This window comes from Oligoflexus sp. (assembly GCF_035638955.1).
In the GTDB taxonomy this organism is placed as follows: domain Bacteria; phylum Bdellovibrionota_B; class Oligoflexia; order Oligoflexales; family Oligoflexaceae; genus Oligoflexus.
Map to the genome: position 1 here is coordinate 1 of NZ_DASQYZ010000013.1, position 24,898 is coordinate 24,898.

Genomic DNA, 24,898 nt, shown 5'->3' on the forward strand with positions numbered 1-24,898 from the left:
CAGGCTGCTGAGCAGTTTTCCCAGCACCGCGTTGTAGAGCTTCCTTCCATGCTCCTCGGACTGCCGAAGCGAACGAAAGTCATCCGGAGATGAAACAATCTCCGTCTCGAACACAAAGGTTTTCGTTGTGGACCTTGCCAACATACCCTCCAGCCAAACAAATGTATGGATGCCAGAAGCATTTGGCAAGAGGAAAACAAGGAATCTCCGATGATGGGAGATAGCCAGGTCCTCTGACCTCCAGCCAAAGCTTTCTGCTTCCTCGTCGACTCGGGAAAGCTTATGGCTTGAGTACGCCGAACGTTTGATCGAATTTTGTGCGCCGCGGTGATCCACATGCGGCCAATCGAAGGCGATCGGCGCGTTGGGTGAACCGGCAGCGGTGATCAAGGGACTGTTGCTGGGGCCAACGGAAATGGCATTGGAAAGACCGTTTTTAGCAGCCAGGAATCCCAGAGCCAGTCGGGATTCAAAGGGATCGGTTGCCATGTTGGGAAACTTGCCGCGCACCAGGTGATGTCCGCCGACATCGTGAAACCATATTGAGCCAGGTTACTGGTGGCGAGATCCAGCATCATAAGTTTGGTGACCATATGCGGGCATGACTAAAAATCCCGGAAATATCCATAATTTCCGCAGGGTCGGATTCTTCAGGCTCAATCATTGTCCAAGGTGGGCGATAAGGGGCCTGGAGGTTGCCACTTTGCTGAGTTTTTCATTCATACGGATTGGGTTACTTTTCTTCATGCTGGGCATGAGTTATGGATTTATCCCCGTCGCCGCCGCCCAGGGTCAACGCGCTGAAGATCGCACCTTGGTCGATTGGAAGTATCGTGTGGGTGACCATCCGAAAGCCGCCTAGCGCGAATTTCAGGCCATGCGGCAACGCACGAAGGTGGAAGCGGATTCGGCCCAGGACTATCGATGGCGGGCCATTGATTGTTTTCTGCGTATGGATGCGGCCGTCGAACGTTGCAGTTTGAAGGATGTGGAAATCATTCTTGCAGGGTTGGAACGCTTTGACTTCAAGCCTGAAATTTTCTATCTCAAGGACACTCGCGTTAAACTTCATATCAGGGCTGGTAACTTTGATCAGGTCTGGCCTGAAATCGAGGCTCAGGTTCAATCCGCTATTGCGATGGATAATGATGATTTTCTACTGCGGGTCTATCTGCTGTATGGACAAGTCCTGCAGCAGGTGAATCGCAGCACGGACGCTTTGAGCTATTTTGCCAAGGCCAAAACAGTCCTGGAAAGAAACCGCGTGGCTGAGCCCTTTGATCGGCACATCGCGCTGGTGGAATTTGCCATGTCAACGCCGGAATTACGTCTGGGTAGCCAAGGACCTCGGGAGATTTTTTACAATGCGATTCGGTATTTCGAGAAGAATAAGCTGCGCCGCTATCAAATGATCGCCCGTTATAACCTGGGGGCCCTTTTACTGGATGAAAGCAATCCAGCTGTGCGGGATGAGGCGAAATCGCACTTCGAAAAAGTGGAAGCTCTGGCTCTGGAGCTGGAGGATACGGCGACCTTTGGGCCAGCAACCCTGGCCCTGGCTACGATTGATTACCGTAATACACAGTATGACAAGGCCGAAACGAAAATCATGAAGGCCATTCCCATCTTTGAAAAGACCAATCCCATGTGGCTCCTGCATGCTTATGCCCAGCTCGCCGAGATCAGGCAGGCTCATGGCAAGGTCGAGGAAGCCTTGCAGGCCATTGAGAAGGCCGAGAGCTATGCCGGCAAAGATGTGGATGTTTATGTCGAAGATATACGGCTGAAAAAATTAAACCTGCTTGAATCCATGGGCCGCTACGAACCCGCGTACAAACTGCTCAAGCAACTCCATGACCATAAGATGAAGATCATGGAAGAAAAGGCCAAAGGTGAATTTAATAAACTCAAGGTGGATATGGGCCTCGTTGTGGAAGAAGAAAAGGCCAGGATCCTGAGCCTGGAAAATCAGCAGGAAAAGCAGACGTCGTTTTATAAGAGCATTGTCCTGGTGTCGGCCTTGGTTTTAATCGTGGTCCTGGTGGTCGGCCTGATGGGGCTTAAAAGGCAACGTGATAAAATCCATAGTCTGCAGCAGCATATTCATGAAACAGTTCTGCAGCGATTTTTCCCACCGCAAATCATTCAACAGGTGGTGGCAGGCAATACGCCGTTCGATCAGCCAGCGCAGGAATCGGTCATCACCGTTTTATTCTGTGACCTTGTGGATTTCACACATTCCTCGGAACGTCTCGGCGCGCCGAAGATTGCCCTGGTGCTGAATGAATTCTTCAAGGAAGTCACCGAAGAAATTTTTGCCGCCGGTGGCACGATCGACAAATTCATCGGCGATGCCGTCATGGTTCTGTTTGGAGTGCCGCTGGCGGAAGATCCCGCGACCCAGGCTAAAAAGGCTTTCCAATGTGCACTGGCGATTCTGAGCTGTGTGGAACGACTGAATCAACATTGGAAACAGGATCTGGGGATTGAGTTCGCCATCCGGGTCGGCATGCATCAAGGAACGGCTATCGTAGGATCCTTTGGCAGTCAAAAACGAAGCGACTACACCGCCATTGGTTTGAATGTGAATATAGCCGCACGCATTGAAGCGAAGGCAAGGCCCAATACCATCACGCTCAGCGCAGAGATGGCCCAATATCTCATGCATGTGCCTTTGGTTCCACTGGGGCCCACGGCCTTGCGCGGCGTCAGTCAGATGCTGGACCTTTATGAATATCAGGCTCCGGCAGCCACCCAATCCCGCAATGAGCACGCGGCCTAATCCAATTCGCCCTCAACACTATCGAGCGCCTGCATGCGACGCCACTCACTGTCATCCAAATGAGCCTGGACATAGTCCAGAAGGCTGGCTTTTTTCTCGTCATCGGACAGATCAGTGCGAGCCTCCAGACGGGCTTTCTCATCCCGATACGCCTGGCGTTTTTGCTCCCAGGTTTTTCGTTCCTGCTCGACTGCGGCCAGCCGATCGAGGGCGTTTTCACCGAATCTTTGCCGAATCGCATCTGCGCTTTCGACATTCAGCGATTCGATCGGCTGGCGCGCGAGTTGTTTGATATCGAGCCACGCAAACGTCTGCTTGCGGATCTCCTGTTGCTGAGGGGTCAGGCGATTTTCGGCAGCAGCCAAAGCCTCCGCTTTTTCGGCTTCACTCAGGTTCGGGTCTGTGCCAATTTTCATGCGTTCGAGCTGGTAGTCCTCGTAGCTTTCCTGCTCCTCGAAAAAAGCCTCGGCCAGATCATCACCTAAATGGGTTCTGCGCAAATTCCGGCGTTCTTCCAGAACTGTGGCCACCTGAGCGCTGGCCTTCAGATCGCGTTGGGTCCATTCATCCGCTAACCTGATTTCGGCATCGATCAGCGCCACATACTTGTCAAAAAGAGCCAAAGCCTGATTGACGACGTCTCGGGATTCGGAGGCTTCCAGGTGCTGGCGCAGCAGGGCCCGAATCGCATCGTTTTCCATACGGCCACGCAGGCTCAGATAATAATCAAACATACGGCGAACATCGCGATGCAGAACCACACGCCCATTCTGATCGACGCGAATACCTCCATTCACATCAGTGCCCGCCAGGGAAGGATGGGGCTCAACGCGAGGATCCGGAGTGGACGCGTCCGGAGCCTTGTGAGGCGCGTCCGGGTTCGTCAGGTTGTGGCCCGGGCCGGAAGCAGTGGCCGGCACGGCATGCATCTCGGTCGCGGCAGATTCCGGCTGTCGGTATGGGAGAACCAGTATAAGCCCGATCACCAGAATGATGCCGCCGATCAGCCCACGAGCGATCGACTGACGCTTCATCAGTGACCTGCCTTCTGCAGTCGATTGGCGTTTTGCGTATAGAGCGTTGGGATATCGATCCCGCTTCGCACCAAACCAAAAGCCTGGTTGATGGCATCAAAGTGATTCAAAGGATAGAAGCCTTCCGTCAATTTTCCGAGAGGATGACCGCAGCTGCGGACCAGGCCGTCCCAGATGCGAACATTGCTGGGGAAGAACATTTTGACAACCGGGACCAGGATGGAATCCAGAGGATCCACGCGATTGGTCACGACATCCACGCCACCCCAGGAAAAATAGGACACATCGTTGACCTTGGCAGGGCCGCTGATGCCTTTATAGAGTTTGCCCTTTTCCTGCAGCTCACAGTTCATTTCAGAAAGGGCTTCAGGAAAGCGGCGATTGAATTCATCCAGCGATCGGGTGCCGGCGGCTTTAACGAGGTCCTCCGCGATCTGGACACCGCGATACGCACTATTATAGGAACCGTCCGAAGGGCCGGTCGAAAAAATATCCAGAGCCGAGAAAACCGAAGACAGGGCAACGTTGGCAATCCATTTCAGGAATTGATGGCGGTTTAGAAAATCGTAGAGGTTGTCGGCGAACTCGGTGCCCTCGTTCATGCAGGTCACACAATTGACGGATTCAACCCATTCCGGTTTCAAACTGGCGACATAGCGTGCGGCCGGACCGCCCTGACTATGCGCGATAAGGTTGACGCGACTGGCACCGGTCAGCGCACGAATCTGTCGAATGTCTTCCAGCAACTCCTCACCCCGACGGATGTTGGAGGCTGAACTGCTCAGCTTCGTGACGTAGACTTCCGCACCCTGGCTCCGCATCTCGTCGGTGATGCCGTACCAATAATCGACAACGCCGAGGACATTATCAAAGGCGAAGGCACCGGGAACCATAACAATTGGATAACGAGTTTTGGCGTAAGTAGCGCTATCAGCCTGGGCGAGAGGCGTGATGGCAGCTCCGAAAAAACTACAAAGCAGAATCTTGAACCACAATCTTGTACCGAACGCGGATGCGGATAGGCCTGACATATGATCCCCCTTAGTTAGGCTTATTTTGATTCCGGTTCCCATTAGTAGAAGTGCTGAATTTGTTCTATTGCAAGACCTAAGGGTTTGCAATTTCGTTTCGCACCTTTGCAGATTTTTTCAGAAAGGCGGGTGAGGCGTTTTGGGCCTGATTTTGCGGCCGGCATGCAAAAGTGCATGACAAAAAAACTGGCTGCGATGGCTGACAAATTCGCGCCTCTTGGGGATTTCACCGCGACATATGAAAATAGGAGGTGACAATCGTTCGCCATAATAAGGCCGAATACTCAGGCTGATCGTGCATTCCGAATGGTAGGAAATTTTGTGAGTCGCAGAATGGTTGTCTTTTCACCGTAGGGCGGATAAAAAGCTTTTTACTTTCCATCAAGCCGGGAGTTTTCATGTCCGCCGCCACTCAGACGACCAAGAAAGCCGGTGGGTTTCCGCCGCAGATCCCTTACATCATCGGGAACGAAGCGTGCGAACGCTTTTCCTTTTATGGCATGCGTAATATTCTGACCGCATTTTTAGTCAGCCATCTTTTGGTTGATGTGGTGGCATCAGAACGTGAAGCCGCGGCCAAGGAAATTTTTCATATCTTTGTCATGGGCGTTTATTTTTTCCCCTTGCTGGGGGGCTGGCTCGCGGACCGCTTCCTGGGCAAGTATCGCACGATCTTTTGGTTGAGCCTTCTTTACTGCGTGGGTCATCTCTGTCTGGCGCTCTTTGAAAGTCAGCGACCTGGTTTTTATTTTGGACTCTTTCTCATCGCTCTGGGGTCAGGTGGTATTAAACCCTGCGTATCGTCCTTTGTGGGTGATCAATTCGATCAAAGTAATAAGACTCAGGCGCGGGTGGTCTTTGATATCTTTTACTGGAGTATCAACTTCGGGTCCTTCTTTGCTTCGCTCCTGATTCCTTTGATTCTGGATCGGTATGGGGCTGGCTGGGCCTTTGGTATTCCCGGTGTGCTGATGGCTTTGGCTACGTTGGTGTTCTGGCTGGGACGGAAACAGTATCGCGTGACGCCTCCGGCGCCCGCGGATCCGAATTCCTTTATGCGAGTTGTCTATAGTGCGCTCTTCCGTTCGCAGGGTCGTCGGACTGGAACGGTCCTGGCTTTTGTTGGTATTCTGCTGGCCGTCGTTGCCGTCCTGTGCTGGCCGATGTTGGGTGTCGTGGCTGCTGTATGTTTGGCTTTGGTCCTGGTGATGCTCTTTGGTGGGGTGGGGGCCTGGCTGCAATTGGATCAGGCTCGATCGATGCACCCGGCTGAGGCTGTTGAGGGTGTGCGGGCGGTCCTGCGGGTGCTGGTGATTTTTGGACTTGTGACACCGTTCTGGTCCCTCTTTGATCAGAAGGCTTCCACCTGGATTCTGCAGGCGCGGGTGATGGAACTTCCTGGTTGGTCGTGGTTGACCAACCCCTCGCAGATGCAGGCGCTGAACCCATTGCTGGTGGTTCTCTTGATTCCTTTCAATAACCTCGTGCTGTATCCGTTCCTGGCTCGTCGCGGCATTGTCTTTTCAGCCTTGCGCCGCATGACCTTCGGTATCGCATTGTCAGGGATTTCCTGGGTTATCGTCGGGGCGTTTCAGCTGGCCATCGATAACGGAGCCCAGCTCTCCATCCTTTGGCAGGTCCTGCCCTATATTGTCCTGACTCTGGCCGAGGTCTTTGTATCGGCCACGGGTTTGGAGTTTGCGTATAGCCAGGCGCCGGTGCGTTTGAAGGGTGTGATCATGAGTTTTTGGAGTCTGTCCGTAACCATCGGCAGTCTTTGGGTGCTGCTCGTGAACGCGGGTGTGAAATCGGAAAGCGTGACCCAGGCCGTGAGTTCAGGCGGGGTGAGCGTGACGGCGTTCCAGATGTTCTTCTTCGCTGGCTTTGCCTTTGTGGCTGCGGCCGCCTTTGGCCTTTATGCCCGGCGGTACCCGGTTGCGGATAACTATTTGAAGGCTTGAGGCCTTAAAATAGGGTTCCAACCTGTGGATATTACATAGCATTAAAGTTTTTCTAAACTTTGCCCCGGTTCCTGCCGATCTAAGACGACGGGACCGGGGTTCTTTTTATTTTAGAGAAACATCTATGCGAAGGTATAAACCATGATCAAAGTTGGACTGTTTGCCATTAGTCTTTTCATGCTCACAGCGTGCGGTGATTCCGAACCGGTTGCCACCAGCTATAAAAAGAGCATGGCCGCTGGGGCTGCTGCTCCCGCTACTGGGGGGACTCCGGCAGCTGGAACTGGTGATGCCACAGCTTTGAAAGCCCAAGGGACCACGGTCTATACGGCCAAGTGCGCAGCCTGTCATGGAGCGATTGCTACGTCCGCGAAAAAAGCTGCGACGGCAGCCCGGATTACAGCTTCAGCTACGATTCCTTCCCATGCAACGGTCACGCCCTTTCCAACCGGAACGGATGTTACGGCTTTGGAAGCAGCACTGAAATAAATTCAACCAACTTTGAGATTGTGAGCCCGACGTCCCCAGGGGATGGTCGGGTTTCTTATTTGGGGCCTTGCCGCAGGGGTTATCAGCCCAAACCCCGCAAGGGGGCCTTGCCCCAACGGACAACCCCCGCAAGGGGGCCTTGCAGGGGGTGATGCGCATGCGGAAGTTGGGTGCTGATCAGCCCAAACGCACAACCCCCGCAAGGGGGGGCCTTGCAGGGGGTGATGCGAATGCGGAAGTGGGTAGCCGATCAGGGCAGTGTTGTCTGCCAGCCCAAGGCCACTTCGTAACGCTTGTCCGAAGGCAGGACCATGAAGCTGAAACGCGAGCGACTGCGACGGTCGTTCAGAGCTTCGTCCTCATCGTCCTCATCATTGCGGTCGCGAGAGTCGTCATCACGGTCGCGATCCCGATCGCTGTCACGATCGCGGTCGCGGTCGCGGTCCTTGCGCTTTTTACGCAGGGCATCGACTTTACGCATATCCAGAGGATCATAAAGAGCCTCATAGACGCTTAATCCATAGAGACCGATAAAGGTGAACAGGAAAAGCTTCTGCTCTTTCTGGGCATCCTTCACACTCTTTTCATTCTGGTTCAAAAAATTCACAATGAAAGGATTCTGCGCGGCCTGCGCGGGCGTCAGGTTACGGGTCGCATCCGTGGCTGCAGCGTTGCCGGCATCCACTTTTTTCATGCGATCATAATAGAGAGCCAAGGAACCCACCTGACCCACAGCAAACGCGGAGCCGATACCGCGGTAACCCTCAGTAAATTGGGGGATGCCCAGGGGCAGGAGGTACCAGTATTTATATTTCTGATTTTTAGCCCGGCGCTTATCCAATTTGCCGAACGCACGGTCCACGGCGCTGTCAGACGCGCGTGAGGCGGTCAGCTCGCCATTTTGCAGAATATTGTCGCTGGTCAGATCCAGGTCAGCGTCAGCGTCCATTTTTGATTCAGGCCGGAATTTTTCCTCCAGGGATCCGGCCTCCGCCTGCAAATTGGCCCCAAACAGCACCGCGATGCTGAAAAAAAGTCCTGTGATCTTCGTGAAGTTCCGTCGCATTTTTGTCCCCCCAAGAGTGGCGAATCGAACCATTATCGGCATTCGGTGGCAAAATCTTGACTGAAAATAATCTTACCCGACTGTAAAGAGTGGGGATTTTAACGCTGATGAACCGCGACTCTGCCGTCACAGCAGAAAGCCACGAGGATGAAATACACCGCGGGAATCTTACACGAGAAAACGTTCGCAAAACGCTCGGCTCACTGCCGGGTATGATAGGCGTTTTCGCGTCCGCAGAGCTTATCTCAAGCCACCTGTCCATTTGAGCGATAAGATTCGTAGCAATAGAGTACCTCCCCCCCGATGTTTGCCAAAGATTACGTCAGCCCTATTTCAGAGCTTGATAGAGGACGTTTTGTTGTTGAAAGTTTCTTATTTAGGGTAAGGAGTCCGGGCATGCAACAGTATCGAGAGAAGAGGGTCGCCGTCGTTGCGAGTACCAAGGAGGAAGGGGATATCCTCTTTCATATCCTGCGATCGTTTGGGATCGAGCAGATCCGAGTGATGCTGGATAGCCGCGAGATCATGAAACAGGATCCCAAGAACCCTTTCCATCTCTTTATCCTGCGGCAGGAGACCACCGGCCTTTCCGGGTTGAGTCTGATGCAAAGAATAAGGGCCAGCGGGCACTATGGATCCGAAAGCTATCTTTTGCTGGTGGATTCGATTACCGAGGCCATGAAGCCTCTCTTTGAGGAATACGATATTCGCTATGTTCTACCCAAACCCTTCACCGCCGATCGAATTGCCAATCGACTCGAGGCCATTCTGCGGGCAGAAGCGGAGTTGAGTCCCTTTGAAATCACCATGCGCAGTGCCAGGGGAGCCTATCATTCCGGGCTTTTGACCATGGCTCGCGAACTTTGTCTCAGCCTGTTCCGCTCGCATGGCTATCAGGAACGGATTCTGACCTTGCTGGGCGAGATCGCTCTGAAAGAAAAGAAAACCGCCGAGGCTCGCAAGTTTTTCACCGCGGCGTTAAAGGTGAATCCAGGATTTTTACCCGCCACCCATCGCATGGCGGTCTCGCACATGTATGACAGTAATTTCAAGGAAGCGGCTTCCATGCTCGATGACCTGCTCCCGCGCAATCCTTTGAATCTGCAGCTGCTCGCGGATTCGGGGCAGGCCAGCTATGAAGTCGGCAATCACGATAAGGCCCGACTCACCATGCTGCACCTCAAGCAGTTGGATGAGAAAGATCGCATCGCGGCGGATGTTCTCGCCAAGGTTGCGATGGCCGAGGGTCGCGTGCTGGACGCCTGTCGCCATCTGCGCAAGAGCCATAGTGATGCTGAACTTGTGCAGTTCCTGAATAACGAAGGTGTGCGTCTATCCAAGGAAAAGGATCTGGACGGTGCGATTCGCATGTACGAGCAGTGTTTGGGCGAGGTGCACGAAAGTGAATTTGCCCACGCTATCTACTATAACCTGGGCCTTGCCCATGCCAAGCGCCGGGCTTCGGGACAGGCGGCCCAGTACTTTCAGATGGCGCTGGCCCGTAAGCCCGATTTCATCAAAGCTCAGCAAGCCCTGGCTCGTTTGGAGCCCCTGGGCGCATAATCCGGTTCCATGACAACCTTATCCATTCCAGAGCGTCGGTACCATGCGGTCCGGCGCTCTTTAACGTTTGCGTCCCGGCGTGGGATGAGGCTCCCTCAAATGGCCTAAAGATGACTTTTCTGCACATGCTTTCTGCGCCCGGGATTTGAATTATTACCTTAAAATACCAGTTAATCCCAGCGCATAAGCCGCTCAGTCAATTCCCAATTAATTCTGCCGATAAAGGAATTATAGATTTTACTGCACACAATAACCTAGAGGCGGCCCATGCGATTTGGACGATACATTGTAGGATTGCCCAGCCGGGACAACGATACCCTGTATAACCCTGCGAATCGAGTCCAACATCGGGCTGCTGAGGCGGTTGCGCCAGCAGATGATAACGAGGATGACAACGGCGCCGAGCATTCGGAAGCTGATGCCATAGTATGATCCCAGACTCTCTTATTCCCAAACCTGGGAAAGCCTAAGCTTGCATGGTGGAAGGGGCTGACTGTCGTCAGTCCCTTCAGTTTTTTAGACCGTGGCCTTGTGAATGGCACCTGCCAGGCAACGCGCCAGCTGCATTTAATCCCATAGTCTTATGAACGGCACCTGCCAGACAACGCGCCAGCTGCATTTAATCCATAGCCCTATGAACGGCACCTGCCAGACAACGCGCCAGCTGTTCAATTTTATCAGCCGACAGCGGCACGTCATCCAACTGATAATCGGTGAAATCATTCGACCAACTGGACACGAGATGTTTCGGAACATCAATGGAGATGGCCGGTACACTCTTCATATGCTGATGGCTGAGGTAGGCGGTCGACGCGCAATAAGGGATATTTTCCAGCTGCGGATAACCTTGCGCCCGCAGCGCGTGTTGAAATTCTGCAATCAATCGTGAATCCGCCAGGCGTTGCCCGTGATCGTCCGCCGTAATCAAATCCACGCTGCGACGGTAACTATGATCGCGAGCCTCAACAAATTGATTCACATAGTCCTCAAGGCGCGGAAACGAAACCGGCAGAATATAACGCGACCCCTTGGCATCGATCGGACAGAAACTGGCCATCGTGTGCACATCAATCAAATATCGAAACCGGTCGGATCTTAGGTCCGCATAAAGTTGCTCGGCGCGCTGGAGTGTATTCCGGTGCAGCTCCAGAAACTGATCCCTCAGCTGGACAAAAAGTGCGGTAGGCAGGCAGGACCGCAGACAGTGGTCCATCAACCGACCCCCGTCAATGATAGCCCGCGGATAGTTCATGCACACGACATGGCACGGCACATCGTAACGTCGCGCCAGGTTATGAGCTATGGCATGGGTCAGCTCGTCGGACCCGACATCACGCTCAATAGCTAAATAGGTTTCAAAAAGCGGCCAAACGGATTGCATTTGCGGATCGGCTGCGATCGCCGGAAAGGCGTCCAGGAAATCCTTGGCGTCGGCACCATGCGGTGATATCAAAAGCACCCGGGCAGGTCCGCCGGCCTCGTAGATCGTTTCTTTCAAACTTTGGTAGGTCATAGGGTCTGGGTTTCTCTCCAGGACATGGCTTGCATCTTAACATGAGCCAGCGGTCCATGCTATGGTGATCGCTGCATAAAAACCGAAAGGAGGGTTCGGGTGGAGTTAATCGATCAATGCCGACGCGAGGTCTTTAAAAGACTTTGGGCTCATTATAGTCAACTGGTTCCTATCGTACCCAAGCTGAACCAGGCTTTCAAGGATCGCGGGGAAGATTGGACCGAAGATCATGTCGCCTATCGCACACTGCCCGGTGAATTTACCGGCGCCCATATTCTGCAGGGTGTTTTTGAAGCCTTGGGCTACTCGCGCAAGGATGACTATTTCTTTGAGGCCAAACAATTAAAAGCGTTCTGGCTCTGCCCACCCGATGTGCAAGGTCACACGCGAGACGCTTCGCCCAAGATTTTTGTGTCGGAATTAATTCCGACCAAATTTTCATCGGACTTTCAGGAAGTGATTCGCCGTCTGGGTTCCCAGGTCACAGCCTCACCTCTGCGCCGCATCCAGCAGCTGCGCGATCAGGTGAGGGGCGGTAATCAACTGGCCATTGAGCAGATGACGCGCGAATGCGTGACACTGCTCACCACCTTTCCTTCGTGGAGCCGTCCGAGCCTGCGGGACTATGAAGTCCTGAAGAAAGAAAGTGAATACGCATCGTGGACCATGCTCTTCGGTCATCAGATCAATCACTTTACGGTGAGCGTGCATCTTTTGAAATCGTTCCAGGGCATCAGGGCCGTCGCGGACTTCCTGGAGAAGGATTTGAAGGTGCCGATGAATCATTCCGGTGGCGTGGTGAAGGGCACATCCGACCTTTTGCTGGAGCAGATTTCCACCATGGCTGTGGATATCGATTACGCATTCCAGGAGGGTGTAGAAAAAGTACCATACGGCTTCGTGGAGTTCGCTTACCGCTATCCCATGTCGGATAAAAAACATGACGGTCTGTGGCAGTCCTATTATCAGGGCTTCGTGACGTCAAATGCCGACAAGATCTTCGAATCAACTTTCAAAAAATAATACAAAAAGGCCTCGGTTTATTCCACCGAGGCCTTACCATTGCGACCCAAGCTTGTTTCCAGCTTGAATGTTTCGACGAATCCTACTTCACATCCTTGCAACAACGGAAGCTGAGATGATAGTTCGCGTGACTATCCGGGTGTCTGACGCGCGTGCCGTGCCAGTAAGGGGCGCGCCAACGGCAGTGATCCGCATGCGCCTGGTATTTATCCCAGATAAACCAACTGCCCTTCATCTCCGTGTAACCTAAATCCTTGCTGCCTTTGCTCGCCATCTCTTCGACTTTGGTCGGCAGATTCATATGCTCCGCGGCGTTGCCGTGCAGATCGAAGACTTCAAGGGCACTCTTGCAATCCGTGAATGAGCCCACGGGATAGGTGTTGGAACCACAGCGCTTCCAGTCTCCACCATTGCAACCGTCGTCCTTGATGGAGTTCATGCCACAGATGCCCTTCTTACGTTCCTTGCCATAGGAATAGACAGCGTTTTTATCCGCCACCCGGTTGTGAGCCAGACGGCGCTGCCGGATCTTATTTTCGGCCGACGCATCCTTGAAGGTATCAAACGCGTAATCCGGCTCTTCCAGCGAACCGGCGCAGGCACCTTCCCATTCATGAGCGTCGCACATGCGTTTGCCAATGGATGTGCAGATGTCGGCGGCTTCCACAGCGCGGGTCCAGACCACAGGATATTCACAGGGTACGTTGGGGAATTCAAACTGGTCGATGCAAACTTTAGCATCTTCCGGTTTCTCCTTGGTCGGATTATAAAGGGGAGCCATGTAAGGGGCACCACAGATTTTTTCGAACTGCGGGTTTTCGAAAGTGACGCCGGCTTTTTTCGCCTTGTCGAGGCACTGCTCGGTGGTCAGGGGATGGTGTGTGGTCTTGGGATTGCCTTGGCCAATGTAGGACGAGCGGGCGCTGAATTTCTCCAGGACCTTCTTATAGTCCTGGATCAATGTCTCACGGTCCGCTGCGGCAAGAGGGACTGCCCATAAAGCGATCAGAGCCAGGCACGAGGAAAGGGACCGCAGCATATATTCTGTCTCCTTCAACAAACAGCAGGGGCTGGAAGCACTGACATCCATCATAACCAATTCGCTGCATCCAGGTCCAGTTGGCTCGGAGTTTGTTGTGAGGACTTGCATCCCACGTCCCTTTCGATGTACCTACAGGTTGGAAACAGGGAATTCCCTCCATTCCGCGACCATCACTTGCATTGAGGAGCCTCTATGAAACTTTTTGCTGCCTTGCTTGCTACGGTAACCCTTGCCACACAGTCGCTGGCTGTTCCTGCTCCAGCTGGAACACCTAAGCAGGTTGTGATCCATGCAGGCATCGATGAAGGTGGGCTGGCTTTGGGCGGAGATTTTTTGGTGAATGATACCGCCACGGAAAGTTACGGCGGCTATGTGCGTCTTTATTCGAAGGACGAGGATAAAGGCGCGCCCGCGATCTTCGCTTTGGGTGCCTCAGCCCGTGGTCATGTGAAAGCCGGGATCTTTGATTATTTCCTGGCGCCTGGCTTTGGATTGATCCATCACAATCTGTTTGATACTGAACTTCTGTTTGGACCGACTCTTTCGTACGGTCTGACGGCTGACATCGATCCCTATATTGGTCTGGGTATCGAGAACACCAAACTTTATAGCTGGATGGGCGAGTACAAGGGCCTGATCAAGGACACGTTCCTGGCTCATGTGCGCTTCCGTCTGTGAGACATTTTTATGCATTTTGGTCGCGTTCAGGATGATCGCGGCTTGGATTTGGCCCTTCCAGATCCCCGGCCGCGCACTTTGGGTTTTTTAAAGCTCAACCACGAGGGGCGAGGGCTGATCCGCTGCGGCGCTCCGGTTTGGGTTTGTAAGGAATGGATTGGCACGGTCTATCCAGAAACGGCTCGACCTTCGGAATATCTCTCGGCTTATGCACAGCATTATAACTGCGTGGAATACAACGGCAGCTTTTATCATCTGCCGCAGGCGCATCAGGTGGAAGGCTGGGTGAATCAAGTGCCCCCAGGTTTCTCGTTCTGTCCCAAGATTCCCCAGGACATTTCCCACAAGATGCACCAGTCCCTGGATCGGGAACTCCTCCAGCAGTATAAACGCATGTGTGAGGGTTTTGATGATCGTTTGGGACTGTCGTTCATGCAGCTGCCCGATTGGTTTGGACCCACGCATTTTCCAGCCTTGAAGGCCTTTATCGAAGAGTGGGGGAATGCTTACCCACTGGCCATTGAATTTCGCCATCCGGATTGGTTTCGCGATCATATGCTGCCGGATCCGGTGATTAACCTCCTGTTCAAATCCAATATCGCCACGGTGATCACGGACAGTCCGGGACGCCGGGATGTGGTGCATATGGCTTTGACCCATCCCAAAGTCATGGTGCGGTTTCAGGGCGTTTTTCCGTCGAAAAAGGATGATCAAAGGGTTCGCGCCTGGATGGATCGGTTATCCGATTGGGCGGCTGCGGGCCTGGATGAGATTTATTTTTTTGCGCATCAGGAACGGCATGGAGCGATACCGCAGACCGTGGATTTTGCTCTGCGGTATCTTTATGAAAAGACTTACTTCAGGATGAAAGAAGCTGATAGGCCCTCATACGGTGCGATTTCGCCCGTCCATCCCGATTTGTGATCGCCTTGATGGCGAATACGATAGGTGCCGGGCTCAGCACCCTCTGTATGCCAGGTGATGGTGATTTTGGAGTTGGCAAGGCCACTGCGTTCCCAACGATAGGTGGTATCCGGATCGAAATCGTAGCGGACCGGCAGATAAATATCATTGACCAGTTTTTCCACCACTAAAAAAGTATCCTGCGTGCGGTAGTTATTATTCGGATGCGCGCCCCAGAACTGGACGCTCACGGTTTCACCGCGCGTGTACGCCGCCAAAGGTTGGGTGATGACGTCCCCATATTTTTTGCCGATGGGCTTATCATCGAGAACAACCTTGGCGGTCAAATCCACCGATTTGCCGGTGATATCTTCGGGTCGAGGACCCGCATCCACATCGGAGCCCTGAACGATGGCGCGAGAAAGTTTCACGAACTCCTGCTGAAACGCTGACTGTTCATGCGGCCCGAAAAGGGTGGCGGCGCCTTCGTACCATTGCTTCGCATATTCCTCGCGCGTGGCCAGATACGAGGCGTAGGAGTTGGCCAAACTACTGATGACACCATAACGCACACCAAGCGGGGCCAGCTCCTGCACCACAGCTTCACGGAAGCGGCGGCCGGACATGGTCGTGACTTCCGCGGGCACGGCAATCAGAGCCACGCTGCCGATTTTAATGATTTGCAGCGGCATGATTTGCGGCGTCATCGTCGGGCCATTGCGATTGACATGCGCGATGCCGGTAGGAATGAGCACCAATTTCTCCGCATGACAGCGTTTGTAATTGGGATCGCTCGTATCGGTCCAGATTAAAGCGAAGAATCCACCTAAAAGTTTACTCAGAGCCGTTTGACCGGCGTTTTCACTCCAGACCAGACTATCCACCGTGGTGCCGTTGGGAAAGAGGGGAGCCGGACTGGGATTATCGTAAGGGCTCCCGGCGGAAAAGGATGCGCCCATGCCCGCGGCACAGGTGGTGGTCTGGGCAGCCTCAACCTGGAGCTTGCGCATGTCGACCCATTCGTGACGATAGTCGATGGACCCTGTGACCTCTTCGGTTGCCTCATCGTAGAGTTCGCGAGCTTTTTGATATTGTTTGCTCACGGCATTGCCGAGACTTTTGTTGCCTTGCAAGGTCACATCCGGAGGCGCCTGGCCAAAGCCTATATTGGGCGTGACATCCCCGCCATTCGATTGCGCAAAGGCGCCAACAAAGGTTTTGGCGGCGAAATAATTGGTGCCCTGATCCTTTTCGAAGAGATAGGAGGCCCACCCTTTGTTATCGCCAGTGATCAATCGATTGCCCGGCCCAATGCTATCGGTATGGACGGCAAACCAGTTGACCATGCCGATTTCCTCGCCGCGGTTGGTTACAAACTTCAGCAGGGTGAAGGTCCGATCGGTGGAGCTTGCATAGCGCGCGCGTTCGGCGGCCGGATTGTTTTGATAAGCCTCCTCAGCTCGATTGCCGCCCACACCGTCCAGGGTGCCTTCGTTCACCAGGATTTTACCTGGTTCCAGATTGTTATGCGCATTGAGAATGGACTGGTAAATTCCGTTCACGATGGTTTCAAAATGTTTTTTGATAAAACCATTGATCGTGAAATCATAAAGAAAATATCCGGAGTAACCGCCTGGTCCACCATGGGTGTGCGTGGCCGAGAGGAGGATATTTTTTTCATTGTAATGCGGAGCCAGCTCGGGGTTCTGGGCGACACGCTCGGCGACTTTGAGTTTCACCATCTGGAACATCATGCCCAGGTCTGCGTTGACGAAAACCACGCGCTTGTTCGCGTCGCCTACGATATACGATCGCGCACGCAGTCTTGTATGAAGACCGGACGTCTTTTGATCTCCGACCGCAAAACCCATCATCACAATCTCGGCAGCTGGACCGGTGATGTCGTAGATGCCAGTCCCAATCAGATAAGAGTCTTTTGTCGCAACGTCTTGAAGGTTGGATGAGGGTGGCGATTTCTGGCCACAGGCCACAGCCAAACACAGGCATACGGCGATAAGCGCGCGTTTCATAAGACCTCCGTCGAGTTTTGAAAACAGATGGGCTTAGTCTATATGAGGCGAGACGCGCGAAAAGCCAATTGGTAAATTTTGAGGCAGCGGGACCTCCCGGATCAAGTCCGGGAGGCAGGTCTGTCATCAATCCTCGTCAGGCGGGCAATCTTCGTCATCACCTGGCAGGGTAACGGACGGGACGCGGCGTAGAGCTACGCCTGCGCCTTCGCCGATTTCATCCGAGATCATGCCGCCGCCCTGGAAATTGAGCGATTGCCAATCGTCAAAGCCCTTCAAGAGGCTTCGGTTATTGTCCCCATTGATGGATTGCGAAAGGTTGGAAACAAAGCGCCCACTTCGATTCCAGTCAATCCTCCCCGATGCATCGGCAATGAAGCGATCGTTGCCGCTCGAAGTTCTCATGATGGTGCCATAACCTTCTTCACAGCCAATCCCATCGAATTCGTTCAGATCGCGTTCGTTGAGACTCGGCAGTCTTGTATGGGAATAATCAAATCGATTGCCCCGGCTATGCGGGACGCCACGGAACTGAAAGCTATAATTCATGATGCTGAGGTAATTGGGCTTGCGATGCGTGTTATCGCCTCCGCCATGCCTCAGGCCCAGATTATGACCCAGCTCATGCATGAAAGTTCCTGCCTGCTTTTCCGCAGTGCCCCCACCCGATGTGCCGAGTGTCACCAGGAAATCCGAGGCAACAATTCCCATGGATTTTCCTGAGGAATTGCCGCCGCTGTATCGGCTCGCAAAAAGCGCATAATGAAACCCATGGCTTCGTCGCGATGAAAAATGCTTTCTTTTATAGCCTTGAATCTGGGATGTCACGGGATTGAGATTGGAGTCATAGGGAACTTCATCATCCAGGTCCAGGCGCCCATCGAGGGATAGTCGACATAATCATGACCGTTGATTTCGGTGCCATCAGGCAGGCTATCGCCGTCGGTATCCGCATCATAAGGATCGGTGCGGATGGCTTTTTCCTGAACATCCGGAACCCCGTCGCGATCAGAATCCCGGGACGACCCAGCATACAATCTCACGGAACGAAATAACACTGTACCTTCGTCCGTTGCTTTTAGAAAAATTGTACGAGTCAAATAGCCTTCTGCTTTAAAGGTAACCATGGCCGCTTCTCCAGCTCCGCGAAGAGTTGTTCTGTCGGTTTCCACCGTCACCTCGGTGTTGGGAATAGCCTCACCAGTGAGACCATCGATCACCTCAGGATATTCCTCGTAGGCCATAGCGGTCCAAGGAAACAAGCAGCCCAGCAACACTCCAGACAACAATTTTTGAACAGATGTTAAAAGCATGTGCACCTCTCATAAATTTAGGGAGGGACTATATAAGGCCAGATTTTGTATTTCAATGTTGCGGCAGTTGCTATTTTTTATGCCTTGTTTTCACCCACCGCATTCTCATTTCAACCAAACCAGGCGAGCCGATGATAATAGCGAAGTTCTTCCTGTGGCCTTCGCTGTTGTTCCCCAAGCCGAAAGACTTTCCCATCTTAAGACTCAAAGTGAAGACGTGGCGTCACAGATAGGCTGTCAGGTGGCCTCTGTCGAAGGATTATCGTTTCAGGATCCCATCGCCGACCTTGCCGCGACCTATCATGTTCAATTCGATGGCTGTTCCATGGGCGATGAGAAGCTGAAACAGGCGCTTGCTCTTTGGGAAGACATGCAAGGGATCAAGGAAGTTGAAGCGGAAGCCGTCGTCAGGTCCAGCGAAGATACGGTTAAACAGGACGACCCCCTGCGTGCGAAGCAATATTATCTGCAAACCATTCATCGCGATGAAGCCTGCAGAAGTCTGGCCTTGGATAAGGTGCAGCCGGTGATCGTAGCCGTAGTGGACACCGGTGTGGATAGCGATCACCCGGACCTGGTCGATAGTTTCCTGCGTGACGCCAACGGCAAAATCATTGGCGCGAATTTCGTGGGTAAAGGCAGCAAAGGCGCTGCGGATGATCAATGGGATGATCAGCGCGGGCATGGAACGCATGTGGCTGGCTTGATTGCGGCCACCGCCTTGAATGCCAAAGGTGTGGCTGGTGTCGCATCCTGTGTCCCCATCAAGATCATGCCGATCCGGGTTCTTGGCAGCAACGCGACGCCAGGCAGTCTCACACTTTCGACTTATCCTGGCGGTACCTACAAAAATATGTCGGGAACGTCCATGGCCGCGCCGATTGCCGCTGGAAGTTATGCCCTAGTCCTCAGTGGTCTTCGGAAATCGAAGATCGAACGCTTCCGGTATGGTGATGTTTATCCTCTCATGACCAAGGCCACCGGGGCCGGGAAATTCAACAAGGATGATGTTGTCTCGCAAGGTGTCCTGGATGTGCATAAGCTGCTGGTGACAGCCCGAGCTAAACTGGTGCCAGAGCCTCAGGACGAAACACCCCAGCCTGAGAAGCCTGCGCCTGAGACACCGCAAGAGCCGTTGGAGCCTCTGGTCCCGGAGCCTCCCATGAATATATGTTCCTTTCAGCCTTAACGTCATTCAAGATGGCCCGGATAGCACTGGGCTTTTTCTTCAAGGTTGGATAAGAAGGAGCTAGACGTTCTGAAGAACCAAGAGGTTTCTTATCGCGAATCTAGCGCCTTTCCTTGGGTCCTTGGGTGCATCCTCCATCATGTGGGTCGTGCTCGTCCTTTCGACTTTACTCTATCAACAGGCAAAACCATTCCAGCGCCGCCTTCTGCCCGTCATGTTCATCCTGGCCATCACCGTTCTCACAACAGGCCTCCTCCATTTCATGTTCGCTGGGACATCCCGGTCGCTGTTCCCCCCGTCGCTCGCCTGGTTGAATGTGCTGGCGGCTTTCGGGTCTGTCGGTGCCGGGGTGTACTTGTATAGACTGTGTTCGCCCCTGCTGAGTACGATGCAAGCGAGGCAGGCCCTTGCCGACAGGGAGCAGGCTCTTTGGAGTTTCTTTGATTCGGCACCTATGATGATGGGAATCTCGGATGTTGAAGGCGATAACATCCGGCACGTATCAGACAACCTCGCAGCCGCAGAATTCTTTGGCCAAAGCGATGCCGATCTGCAGGGAAAGCTCGCCAGTGAGCTGGGCGTGCCCAGGGAAGGCATTGATCTGTGGGTGGGTCACTACCGCGAGGCCGAAGCGTCCCGGCGGCCCGTCCAGTTTGAATACACGCACCAGGGGCCCTCTGCCTTGCGCCGTTTATCAGCTGTTGTGAGTTATATCGGCCGAAATCCTCAAGGTTATCCGCGATTTTCCTACCTCGTTCAGGACATAACCGATATAAGGCGCACAGAAGCTGCATTGGTGGATGCGAAACGACATCTCGAATCCCGCATTGAGGAACGGACGGCTGAACTTCTGATGAGTCAGCAAAAGTTCGCAAGAACATTTGAAATCGCACCTTTTGCCTTTGCTCTGGTAAAAATGCCAGAGGGAATCATTGTCGACGTGAATTCTGCCTGGGTTCAGTTGTTGGGCTACAGCAGGGAGGAAGCGCTGGGGAAGAGTGGCCTGCAGCTTGGTCTATACAAGAATGCGGATGATAGGGATCGACTTTACGAAGAGTTCCACCGAGCTGGCGAAGTCCGTAATTTTGAAACCACACTCATCACCAAAGAGGGCAGAACCCGAGTTGCCTCCAGTAATATGAAATTCATCGATATAGCGGGAGAACGCCATATCCTCGGTACTCTGGTAGACATTACCGATCGCAAGCAGGCTCAGCAGAACATCGAGGCGCAGAAAGAGCGGCTGAGGATGTTCATCAAATACACCCCTCTTGATGTCGCCATGTTTGATCGGAACATGAACTACCTCGAAGTGAGCGTTCAATGGTTACGCACATTTGGTTTTCAAGCATCGTCCATACTCGGCAAAAATCATTATGAGATCTTTCCGAACCTGAATCCCGATTGGATAGCGATCCATCAGCGGGCCCTGCAGGGTTCCATCGAGGTCGGGGAAACGTCCTATGTGGACCGGAACGGCCAGTTTCATTTCTTTCGTTATGACATCAGGCCTTGGCGCGACGAGGAGAACGAGCTCGGCGGTATCATCATCTTCAATGAAGACATTACCGAACAAAGGCGTGCCAGGGAAGAGTTGAACGAGAGCAAGGCCAAGCTTGAGGCGGCGTTTCAAGCCGTGAGCGATGGCATCATGGTCTTTGACACGGCGGGCCAGGTGGTGCTCTTGAACGAAGCGGAAGCTCGTATTTGCGGATTCGAGAGTATCGATGACATGAAGCGCGACCTGCCGTATTTCGTATCAGTCTTCCAACTCAGCTCCCTCGACGACACGCCTTTACCGATCGAGCAGTGGCCGGTATCGAGAGTGATGCGCGGGGAATCGCTCCCCTATCTGGAACTGCGGGGGCGACGAGTCGATACGGGCCAGGCCTGGATCTTTTCCTATACTGGGGAACCTGTTTTCGACGATCAAGGCAGGCAGACCCTGTCTGTCATCGTTACCCGGGACATCACCAGAGGCAAACAGGCTGAAGAACAGCTCCGTGAAAGCGAGGAGAGGTTTCGAACTGTGACCAATAACGCGGCATCCTGCCTCTTTATGATGGACAGAAATGGTCGGCCGACGTTTATGAATCCGGCTGCGATGCGTGTGACGGGCTATGGTTCCCTCGAAGAAATCAAGGGTAAACCCTTGCATGATGCGGTCCATTGGAAAAAAGCCGACGGTTCACCGTATCCCATGGAAGAGTGTCCGATCGACAATGCTCAAGCGGATCTGCAAACTGTTCAAAATCAGGCGGAGGTATTTTGTCGGAAAGACGGTTCCCTCTTTCCTGTTTCCTATTCCATTGCACCGCTCGAAAAGAATGGTGAAGTCATCGGCTCAGTTCTTGAGTTTCGTGACGTCACTGAGGAAAAGAAATCCGAGTTGGCGCTGCGTGAGAGCGAAACCCGGTATCGCATTCTTGCCGATGCGGTTCCCTATCTTGTGTTGACCCACACACGCGAAGGTCAGCTGACTTATTTTAACCACCAGTGGACCCTCTATACAGGACAGCCTGTGGAATGGCTGTTGCAAAAGGTTTTCGAAACCGTGCATCCTGACGACCTCGATCGGCTGGTCATGGCCAGGACGCAGGCCCTGGCGCTCGGTCGCCCCAACGTTTCTGAGCTGCGACTGCGGGATGCCAAGGGTCTTTATAACTGGCATAGCTTAAACACGGTGCCTCTTCTCAATGATCGAGGCGAGATTCTTGCATGGTACGCTGCAGCGGTGAATATCGAGGATCAAAAGCGAGCTCAGGACATCCTTCGTACCGCGAAAAGAGAGCTTGAAGAAGAGGTCAAAAAGAGGACTGAGGAGTTGAGATTGGCGAACCAGGAGCTTGAGTCTTTTAGCTATACCGTGTCGCATGACCTGCGAGCCCCGCTTCGCAGCATCAACGGTTTCAGCAAGCGACTGATGCGACGCCTCACTGGACTTGATCCGGCTGCCCTGGAGGACCTTGAACGCATCCGTGCCGCATCGGTCCGCATGGGCTGCCTCATTGACGATCTCCTGAGGCTTGCCAAAGTTTCACGAACGAAACCCGATTTCAAGGCCGTGGATTTAAGTCAATTGGCGCATAATGTTGTGGAAGAGCTACGGGAAGGCGATAGCGATCGCGACAATGTCGAGATTCACATTACTCCCGGCCTTGTCACGTTTGGTGATGCGAATCTGCTGCGGCAGGTCCTGCAAAATCTGATTGGCAATTCCTGGAAATTTACCAGAGGTCTTCCCAAGGCGTGGATCAAAGTCGACGGGTCAACCTCGGATTCCACTTCACTTGTGACTGTTGAGGACAATGGAGCGGGTTTCAATATGGAGTATGCCGGGCAGTTGTTCGCTCCTTTCCAGCGTCTTCATGATGAGGACGAGTTCGAAGGAACAGGCATAGGGCTCGCGACCGTGCAAAGGATTCTGCATAAACATGGCGGGCGAATTTGGGCTGAGGCCGAACCGGGCAAAGGGGCCAAATTCAGCTTTACACTGCCGAGTGTCCAAGGAAAAGAACATGAAATCGAGTCAGAAAACCCTACTGTTGGTCGAGGATAGTCGAGATGATGCTGAGCTTATCGTCTCCACCTTGAGAGAGTCCCAGCTCAAAACTCATATCATCCATGTGAAGGACGGCGCTGAAGCCCTTGATTACTTCTTTGCGCGCACGGATCGATACAAGGGTCGACGGCTGCCCCATTGCATCCTTCTGGATCTGAAAATTCCAAAAATCTTCGGTTTGGAAGTACTCAGGCAGATACGAATGAGCCATGAAGGAGCCAAGATTCCTGTGATCGTTTTCACATCGTCACAGGAGGAGTCCGATGTTATCGAGAGCTATCGCTTCAATGTGAACAGTTACCTCCAGAAGCCCATCGATAGCGACGATTTTGAAGAAGCTGTTCTACGTCTCAGCCAGTACTGGATGATGATGAATCATTATCCAGCATCGTGGGAACACGTCGGAGGCTATCCATGAGCCTGACTTCGATACGTTTACTGATTGTTGAAGACCGGCCAGACGACGCCGAGCTGGTGAAGGATGAGTTTGAGTGCGCTGGTTATCGTCTTCATGCCAAACGCGTGGCTTCGGCTGAGGCCCTGCGTGATGCCATGCAGGAGCCGTGGGATTTGATCATCAGCGATCATGCCATGCCGTCCTTCAGCTCACGCGGGGCCCTGAAAATCGTACGGGAACTAGGCAAGGATATACCTTTTATCCTGGTGTCGGGCTCCATTGGCGAACGCGAAGCTGTGGAAATGATGAGGCTCGGCGTGAGCGATTATATTCTGAAGGACAATCTCGATCGGCTGGTGGTATCAGCGGAAAGGGAGCTGCGTGAGGCGGAAAACCGTCGCAAACGAAGAGAGGCCGAGCAGGAGTTGCGGCAGAGCGAGAAAAGGCTGCGCGAGCTGTACGCGCAAGCCGATCAATTGAATCGTCTCAAGGACGAGTTCCTGGCGACGCTATCCCATGAATTGCGAACCCCATTGAATGTGATCATGGGCAATTCCGAGATCCTGCTGGAACATGCCAGCGAAACAGGGGATGAGGATGCCAGGCTTATGGCCGAAGCCATCCATAGGAATGCCGTCCACCAAACTCAATTGATCGATGACCTGCTCGACATTTCGTCCATCATCACGGGGAAGATTCGTTTTGAGCCGTCCGAGATAGCGCCGGCCGCCATCATCGAGGACGTTGTGAAGAGTCTCAGGTCGACTGCCAACGCCAAAAATATTCAACTGAACGTGGATTTGAACCATGTGCCGGCCAAGGTCTGGGCTGACAGCGCTCGTCTTCAGCAAATACTTTGGAACCTTCTGTCCAATGCGCTCAAGTTTACGTATAAAAATGGTTCCATCCAGGTCAACGTCTTTCGCGAGGGTCTGTGGGTGATCTTTGAGGTCATTGATACCGGAATTGGGATCGACCCGGAATTCCTGCCTAACATATTCGAGCGGTTTCAGCAGGAAGACAGTTCGCTGACCCGACGCTACGGGGGCCTCGGACTTGGGCTTTCGATCGTACGCAACCTTGTGGATCTGCATGGCGGAACGGTGCTAGCCAGGAGCGAAGGAAAAGGCCTTGGGGCTACCTTTCGCGTGACCCTGCCGTACAGCGGAAGGGAAGGCAGCAAGGGATCCGTGGCATCGACGGTCACGCCCCCTTTGGCACTGGAATGTCACTGACTGAGCCCGTGGGCTAAAGAACAAAACCCGCCCGTGTGCGATCGGGCGGGCACTGTCTTTAACCAAAACTCATAGCCTGGGGTACTA

The 24,898-nt window shown here is 53.3% G+C and carries 21 protein-coding genes and 1 pseudogene; 13 read left to right on the forward strand and 9 right to left on the reverse strand.

Features of this window, described 5'->3' with window-relative positions; translation table 11 throughout:
- A pseudogene (locus VE954_RS00755) lies at positions 1 to 510 on the reverse strand (hypothetical protein); the annotation flags it as partial.
- 193 nt (positions 511 to 703) lie between these two features.
- Here VE954_RS00755 and VE954_RS00760 point away from each other — a divergent pair.
- Both VE954_RS00760 and VE954_RS00765 read left to right on the forward strand, forming a co-directional pair.
- Positions 704 to 862: a hypothetical protein gene (locus tag VE954_RS00760; RefSeq protein ID WP_324948624.1), complete on the forward strand. Its 159-nt coding sequence runs from the start codon at positions 704 to 706 to the stop codon at positions 860 to 862.
- Between the two features lie 15 nt (positions 863 to 877).
- A complete protein-coding gene (locus VE954_RS00765) occupies positions 878 to 2,782 on the forward strand; it encodes an adenylate/guanylate cyclase domain-containing protein (RefSeq protein ID WP_324948626.1) in 1,905 nt (634 codons plus the stop codon).
- On the opposite strand, the gene VE954_RS00770 is transcribed toward VE954_RS00765, so the two are convergent.
- Together VE954_RS00770 and VE954_RS00775 are read right to left on the reverse strand one after the other, a co-directional pair.
- Positions 2,779 to 3,816, reverse strand: coding sequence for a lipase secretion chaperone (locus VE954_RS00770; protein WP_324948628.1), 1,038 nt, complete (start codon positions 3,814 to 3,816; stop codon positions 2,779 to 2,781). The two genes, VE954_RS00765 and VE954_RS00770, sit on opposite strands and share 4 nt — an antisense overlap.
- Entirely contained in the window at positions 3,816 to 4,847 is a 1,032-nt protein-coding gene (locus VE954_RS00775) for an esterase/lipase family protein (protein ID WP_324948630.1), read from the reverse strand. The genes VE954_RS00770 and VE954_RS00775 overlap by 1 nt, the downstream gene beginning before the upstream one ends.
- Before the next feature lie 398 nt (positions 4,848 to 5,245).
- On the opposite strand from VE954_RS00775, the gene VE954_RS00780 reads away from it, so the two are divergent.
- Both VE954_RS00780 and VE954_RS00785 read left to right on the forward strand, forming a co-directional pair.
- Positions 5,246 to 6,808 carry an oligopeptide:H+ symporter gene (locus tag VE954_RS00780; RefSeq protein WP_324948632.1) on the forward strand — a complete coding sequence of 521 codons (1,563 nt, stop codon included), beginning with the start codon at positions 5,246 to 5,248 and terminating at the stop codon, positions 6,806 to 6,808.
- A gap of 141 nt (positions 6,809 to 6,949) precedes the next feature.
- Positions 6,950 to 7,297, forward strand: a complete 348-nt coding sequence (locus VE954_RS00785) for a hypothetical protein (RefSeq protein ID WP_324948634.1) — start codon at positions 6,950 to 6,952, stop codon at positions 7,295 to 7,297.
- 250 nt (positions 7,298 to 7,547) lie between these two features.
- Here VE954_RS00785 and VE954_RS00790 read toward each other — a convergent pair whose 3' ends face one another.
- Entirely contained in the window at positions 7,548 to 8,363 is an 816-nt protein-coding gene (locus VE954_RS00790) for a hypothetical protein (RefSeq protein ID WP_324948636.1), read from the reverse strand.
- A gap of 396 nt (positions 8,364 to 8,759) precedes the next feature.
- Between VE954_RS00790 and VE954_RS00795 the strand changes: the two genes are divergently transcribed.
- Positions 8,760 to 9,926 carry a tetratricopeptide repeat protein gene (locus VE954_RS00795; RefSeq protein WP_324948638.1) on the forward strand — a complete coding sequence of 389 codons (1,167 nt, stop codon included), beginning with the start codon at positions 8,760 to 8,762 and terminating at the stop codon, positions 9,924 to 9,926.
- A 267-nt stretch (positions 9,927 to 10,193) separates the two neighbouring features.
- A complete protein-coding gene (locus tag VE954_RS00800; protein ID WP_324948640.1) occupies positions 10,194 to 10,358 on the forward strand; it encodes a hypothetical protein in 165 nt (54 codons plus the stop codon).
- 187 nt (positions 10,359 to 10,545) lie between these two features.
- Here VE954_RS00800 and VE954_RS00805 read toward each other — a convergent pair whose 3' ends face one another.
- A complete protein-coding gene (locus VE954_RS00805) occupies positions 10,546 to 11,439 on the reverse strand; it encodes a hypothetical protein (RefSeq protein WP_324948641.1) in 894 nt (297 codons plus the stop codon).
- Between the two features lie 99 nt (positions 11,440 to 11,538).
- Here VE954_RS00805 and VE954_RS00810 point away from each other — a divergent pair, with 99 nt between their 5' ends.
- Positions 11,539 to 12,462: a DUF1338 domain-containing protein gene (locus VE954_RS00810; RefSeq protein ID WP_324948643.1), complete on the forward strand. Its 924-nt coding sequence runs from the start codon at positions 11,539 to 11,541 to the stop codon at positions 12,460 to 12,462.
- A gap of 82 nt (positions 12,463 to 12,544) precedes the next feature.
- On the opposite strand, the gene VE954_RS00815 is transcribed toward VE954_RS00810, so the two are convergent.
- Positions 12,545 to 13,501 carry a hypothetical protein gene (locus tag VE954_RS00815; RefSeq protein WP_324948645.1) on the reverse strand — a complete coding sequence of 319 codons (957 nt, stop codon included), beginning with the start codon at positions 13,499 to 13,501 and terminating at the stop codon, positions 12,545 to 12,547.
- 195 nt (positions 13,502 to 13,696) lie between these two features.
- Between VE954_RS00815 and VE954_RS00820 the strand changes: the two genes are divergently transcribed.
- The gene (locus VE954_RS00820) at positions 13,697 to 14,182 is read left to right on the forward strand and encodes a hypothetical protein (RefSeq protein WP_324948647.1); all 486 of its coding nucleotides are present in this window, start codon (positions 13,697 to 13,699) and stop codon (positions 14,180 to 14,182) included.
- Between the two features lie 9 nt (positions 14,183 to 14,191).
- Positions 14,192 to 15,106: a DUF72 domain-containing protein gene (locus VE954_RS00825; RefSeq protein WP_324948649.1), complete on the forward strand. Its 915-nt coding sequence runs from the start codon at positions 14,192 to 14,194 to the stop codon at positions 15,104 to 15,106.
- On the opposite strand, the gene VE954_RS00830 is transcribed toward VE954_RS00825, so the two are convergent.
- The 3 genes from VE954_RS00830 to VE954_RS00840 all read right to left on the reverse strand — a co-directional run bounded on the left by VE954_RS00830 (position 15,037) and on the right by VE954_RS00840 (position 18,428).
- The gene (locus VE954_RS00830; protein WP_324948651.1) at positions 15,037 to 17,115 is read right to left on the reverse strand and encodes a neutral/alkaline ceramidase; all 2,079 of its coding nucleotides are present in this window, start codon (positions 17,113 to 17,115) and stop codon (positions 15,037 to 15,039) included. The two genes, VE954_RS00825 and VE954_RS00830, sit on opposite strands and share 70 nt — an antisense overlap.
- 126 nt (positions 17,116 to 17,241) lie before the next feature.
- Positions 17,242 to 17,943 (reverse strand): zinc-dependent metalloprotease family protein, encoded by a 702-nt coding sequence (locus tag VE954_RS00835; protein WP_324948653.1) that lies wholly within the window; start codon positions 17,941 to 17,943, stop codon positions 17,242 to 17,244.
- Positions 17,940 to 18,428: a hypothetical protein gene (locus VE954_RS00840; RefSeq protein WP_324948655.1), complete on the reverse strand. Its 489-nt coding sequence runs from the start codon at positions 18,426 to 18,428 to the stop codon at positions 17,940 to 17,942. Before VE954_RS00840 ends, VE954_RS00835 begins: the two co-directional genes overlap by 4 nt.
- A gap of 154 nt (positions 18,429 to 18,582) precedes the next feature.
- On the opposite strand from VE954_RS00840, the gene VE954_RS00845 reads away from it, so the two are divergent.
- From VE954_RS00845 to VE954_RS00860, 4 genes are all read left to right on the forward strand, one after another.
- The gene (locus tag VE954_RS00845) at positions 18,583 to 19,617 is read left to right on the forward strand and encodes a S8 family serine peptidase (RefSeq protein WP_324948657.1); all 1,035 of its coding nucleotides are present in this window, start codon (positions 18,583 to 18,585) and stop codon (positions 19,615 to 19,617) included.
- Between the two features lie 139 nt (positions 19,618 to 19,756).
- A complete protein-coding gene (locus VE954_RS00850; RefSeq protein WP_324948659.1) occupies positions 19,757 to 23,176 on the forward strand; it encodes a PAS domain S-box protein in 3,420 nt (1,139 codons plus the stop codon).
- Entirely contained in the window at positions 23,136 to 23,597 is a 462-nt protein-coding gene (locus tag VE954_RS00855) for a response regulator (protein WP_324948661.1), read from the forward strand. The genes VE954_RS00850 and VE954_RS00855 overlap by 41 nt, the downstream gene beginning before the upstream one ends.
- Positions 23,594 to 24,811, forward strand: a complete 1,218-nt coding sequence (locus VE954_RS00860) for a hybrid sensor histidine kinase/response regulator (RefSeq protein ID WP_324948663.1) — start codon at positions 23,594 to 23,596, stop codon at positions 24,809 to 24,811. Before VE954_RS00855 ends, VE954_RS00860 begins: the two co-directional genes overlap by 4 nt.
- Positions 24,812 to 24,898 lie beyond the last annotated feature (87 nt).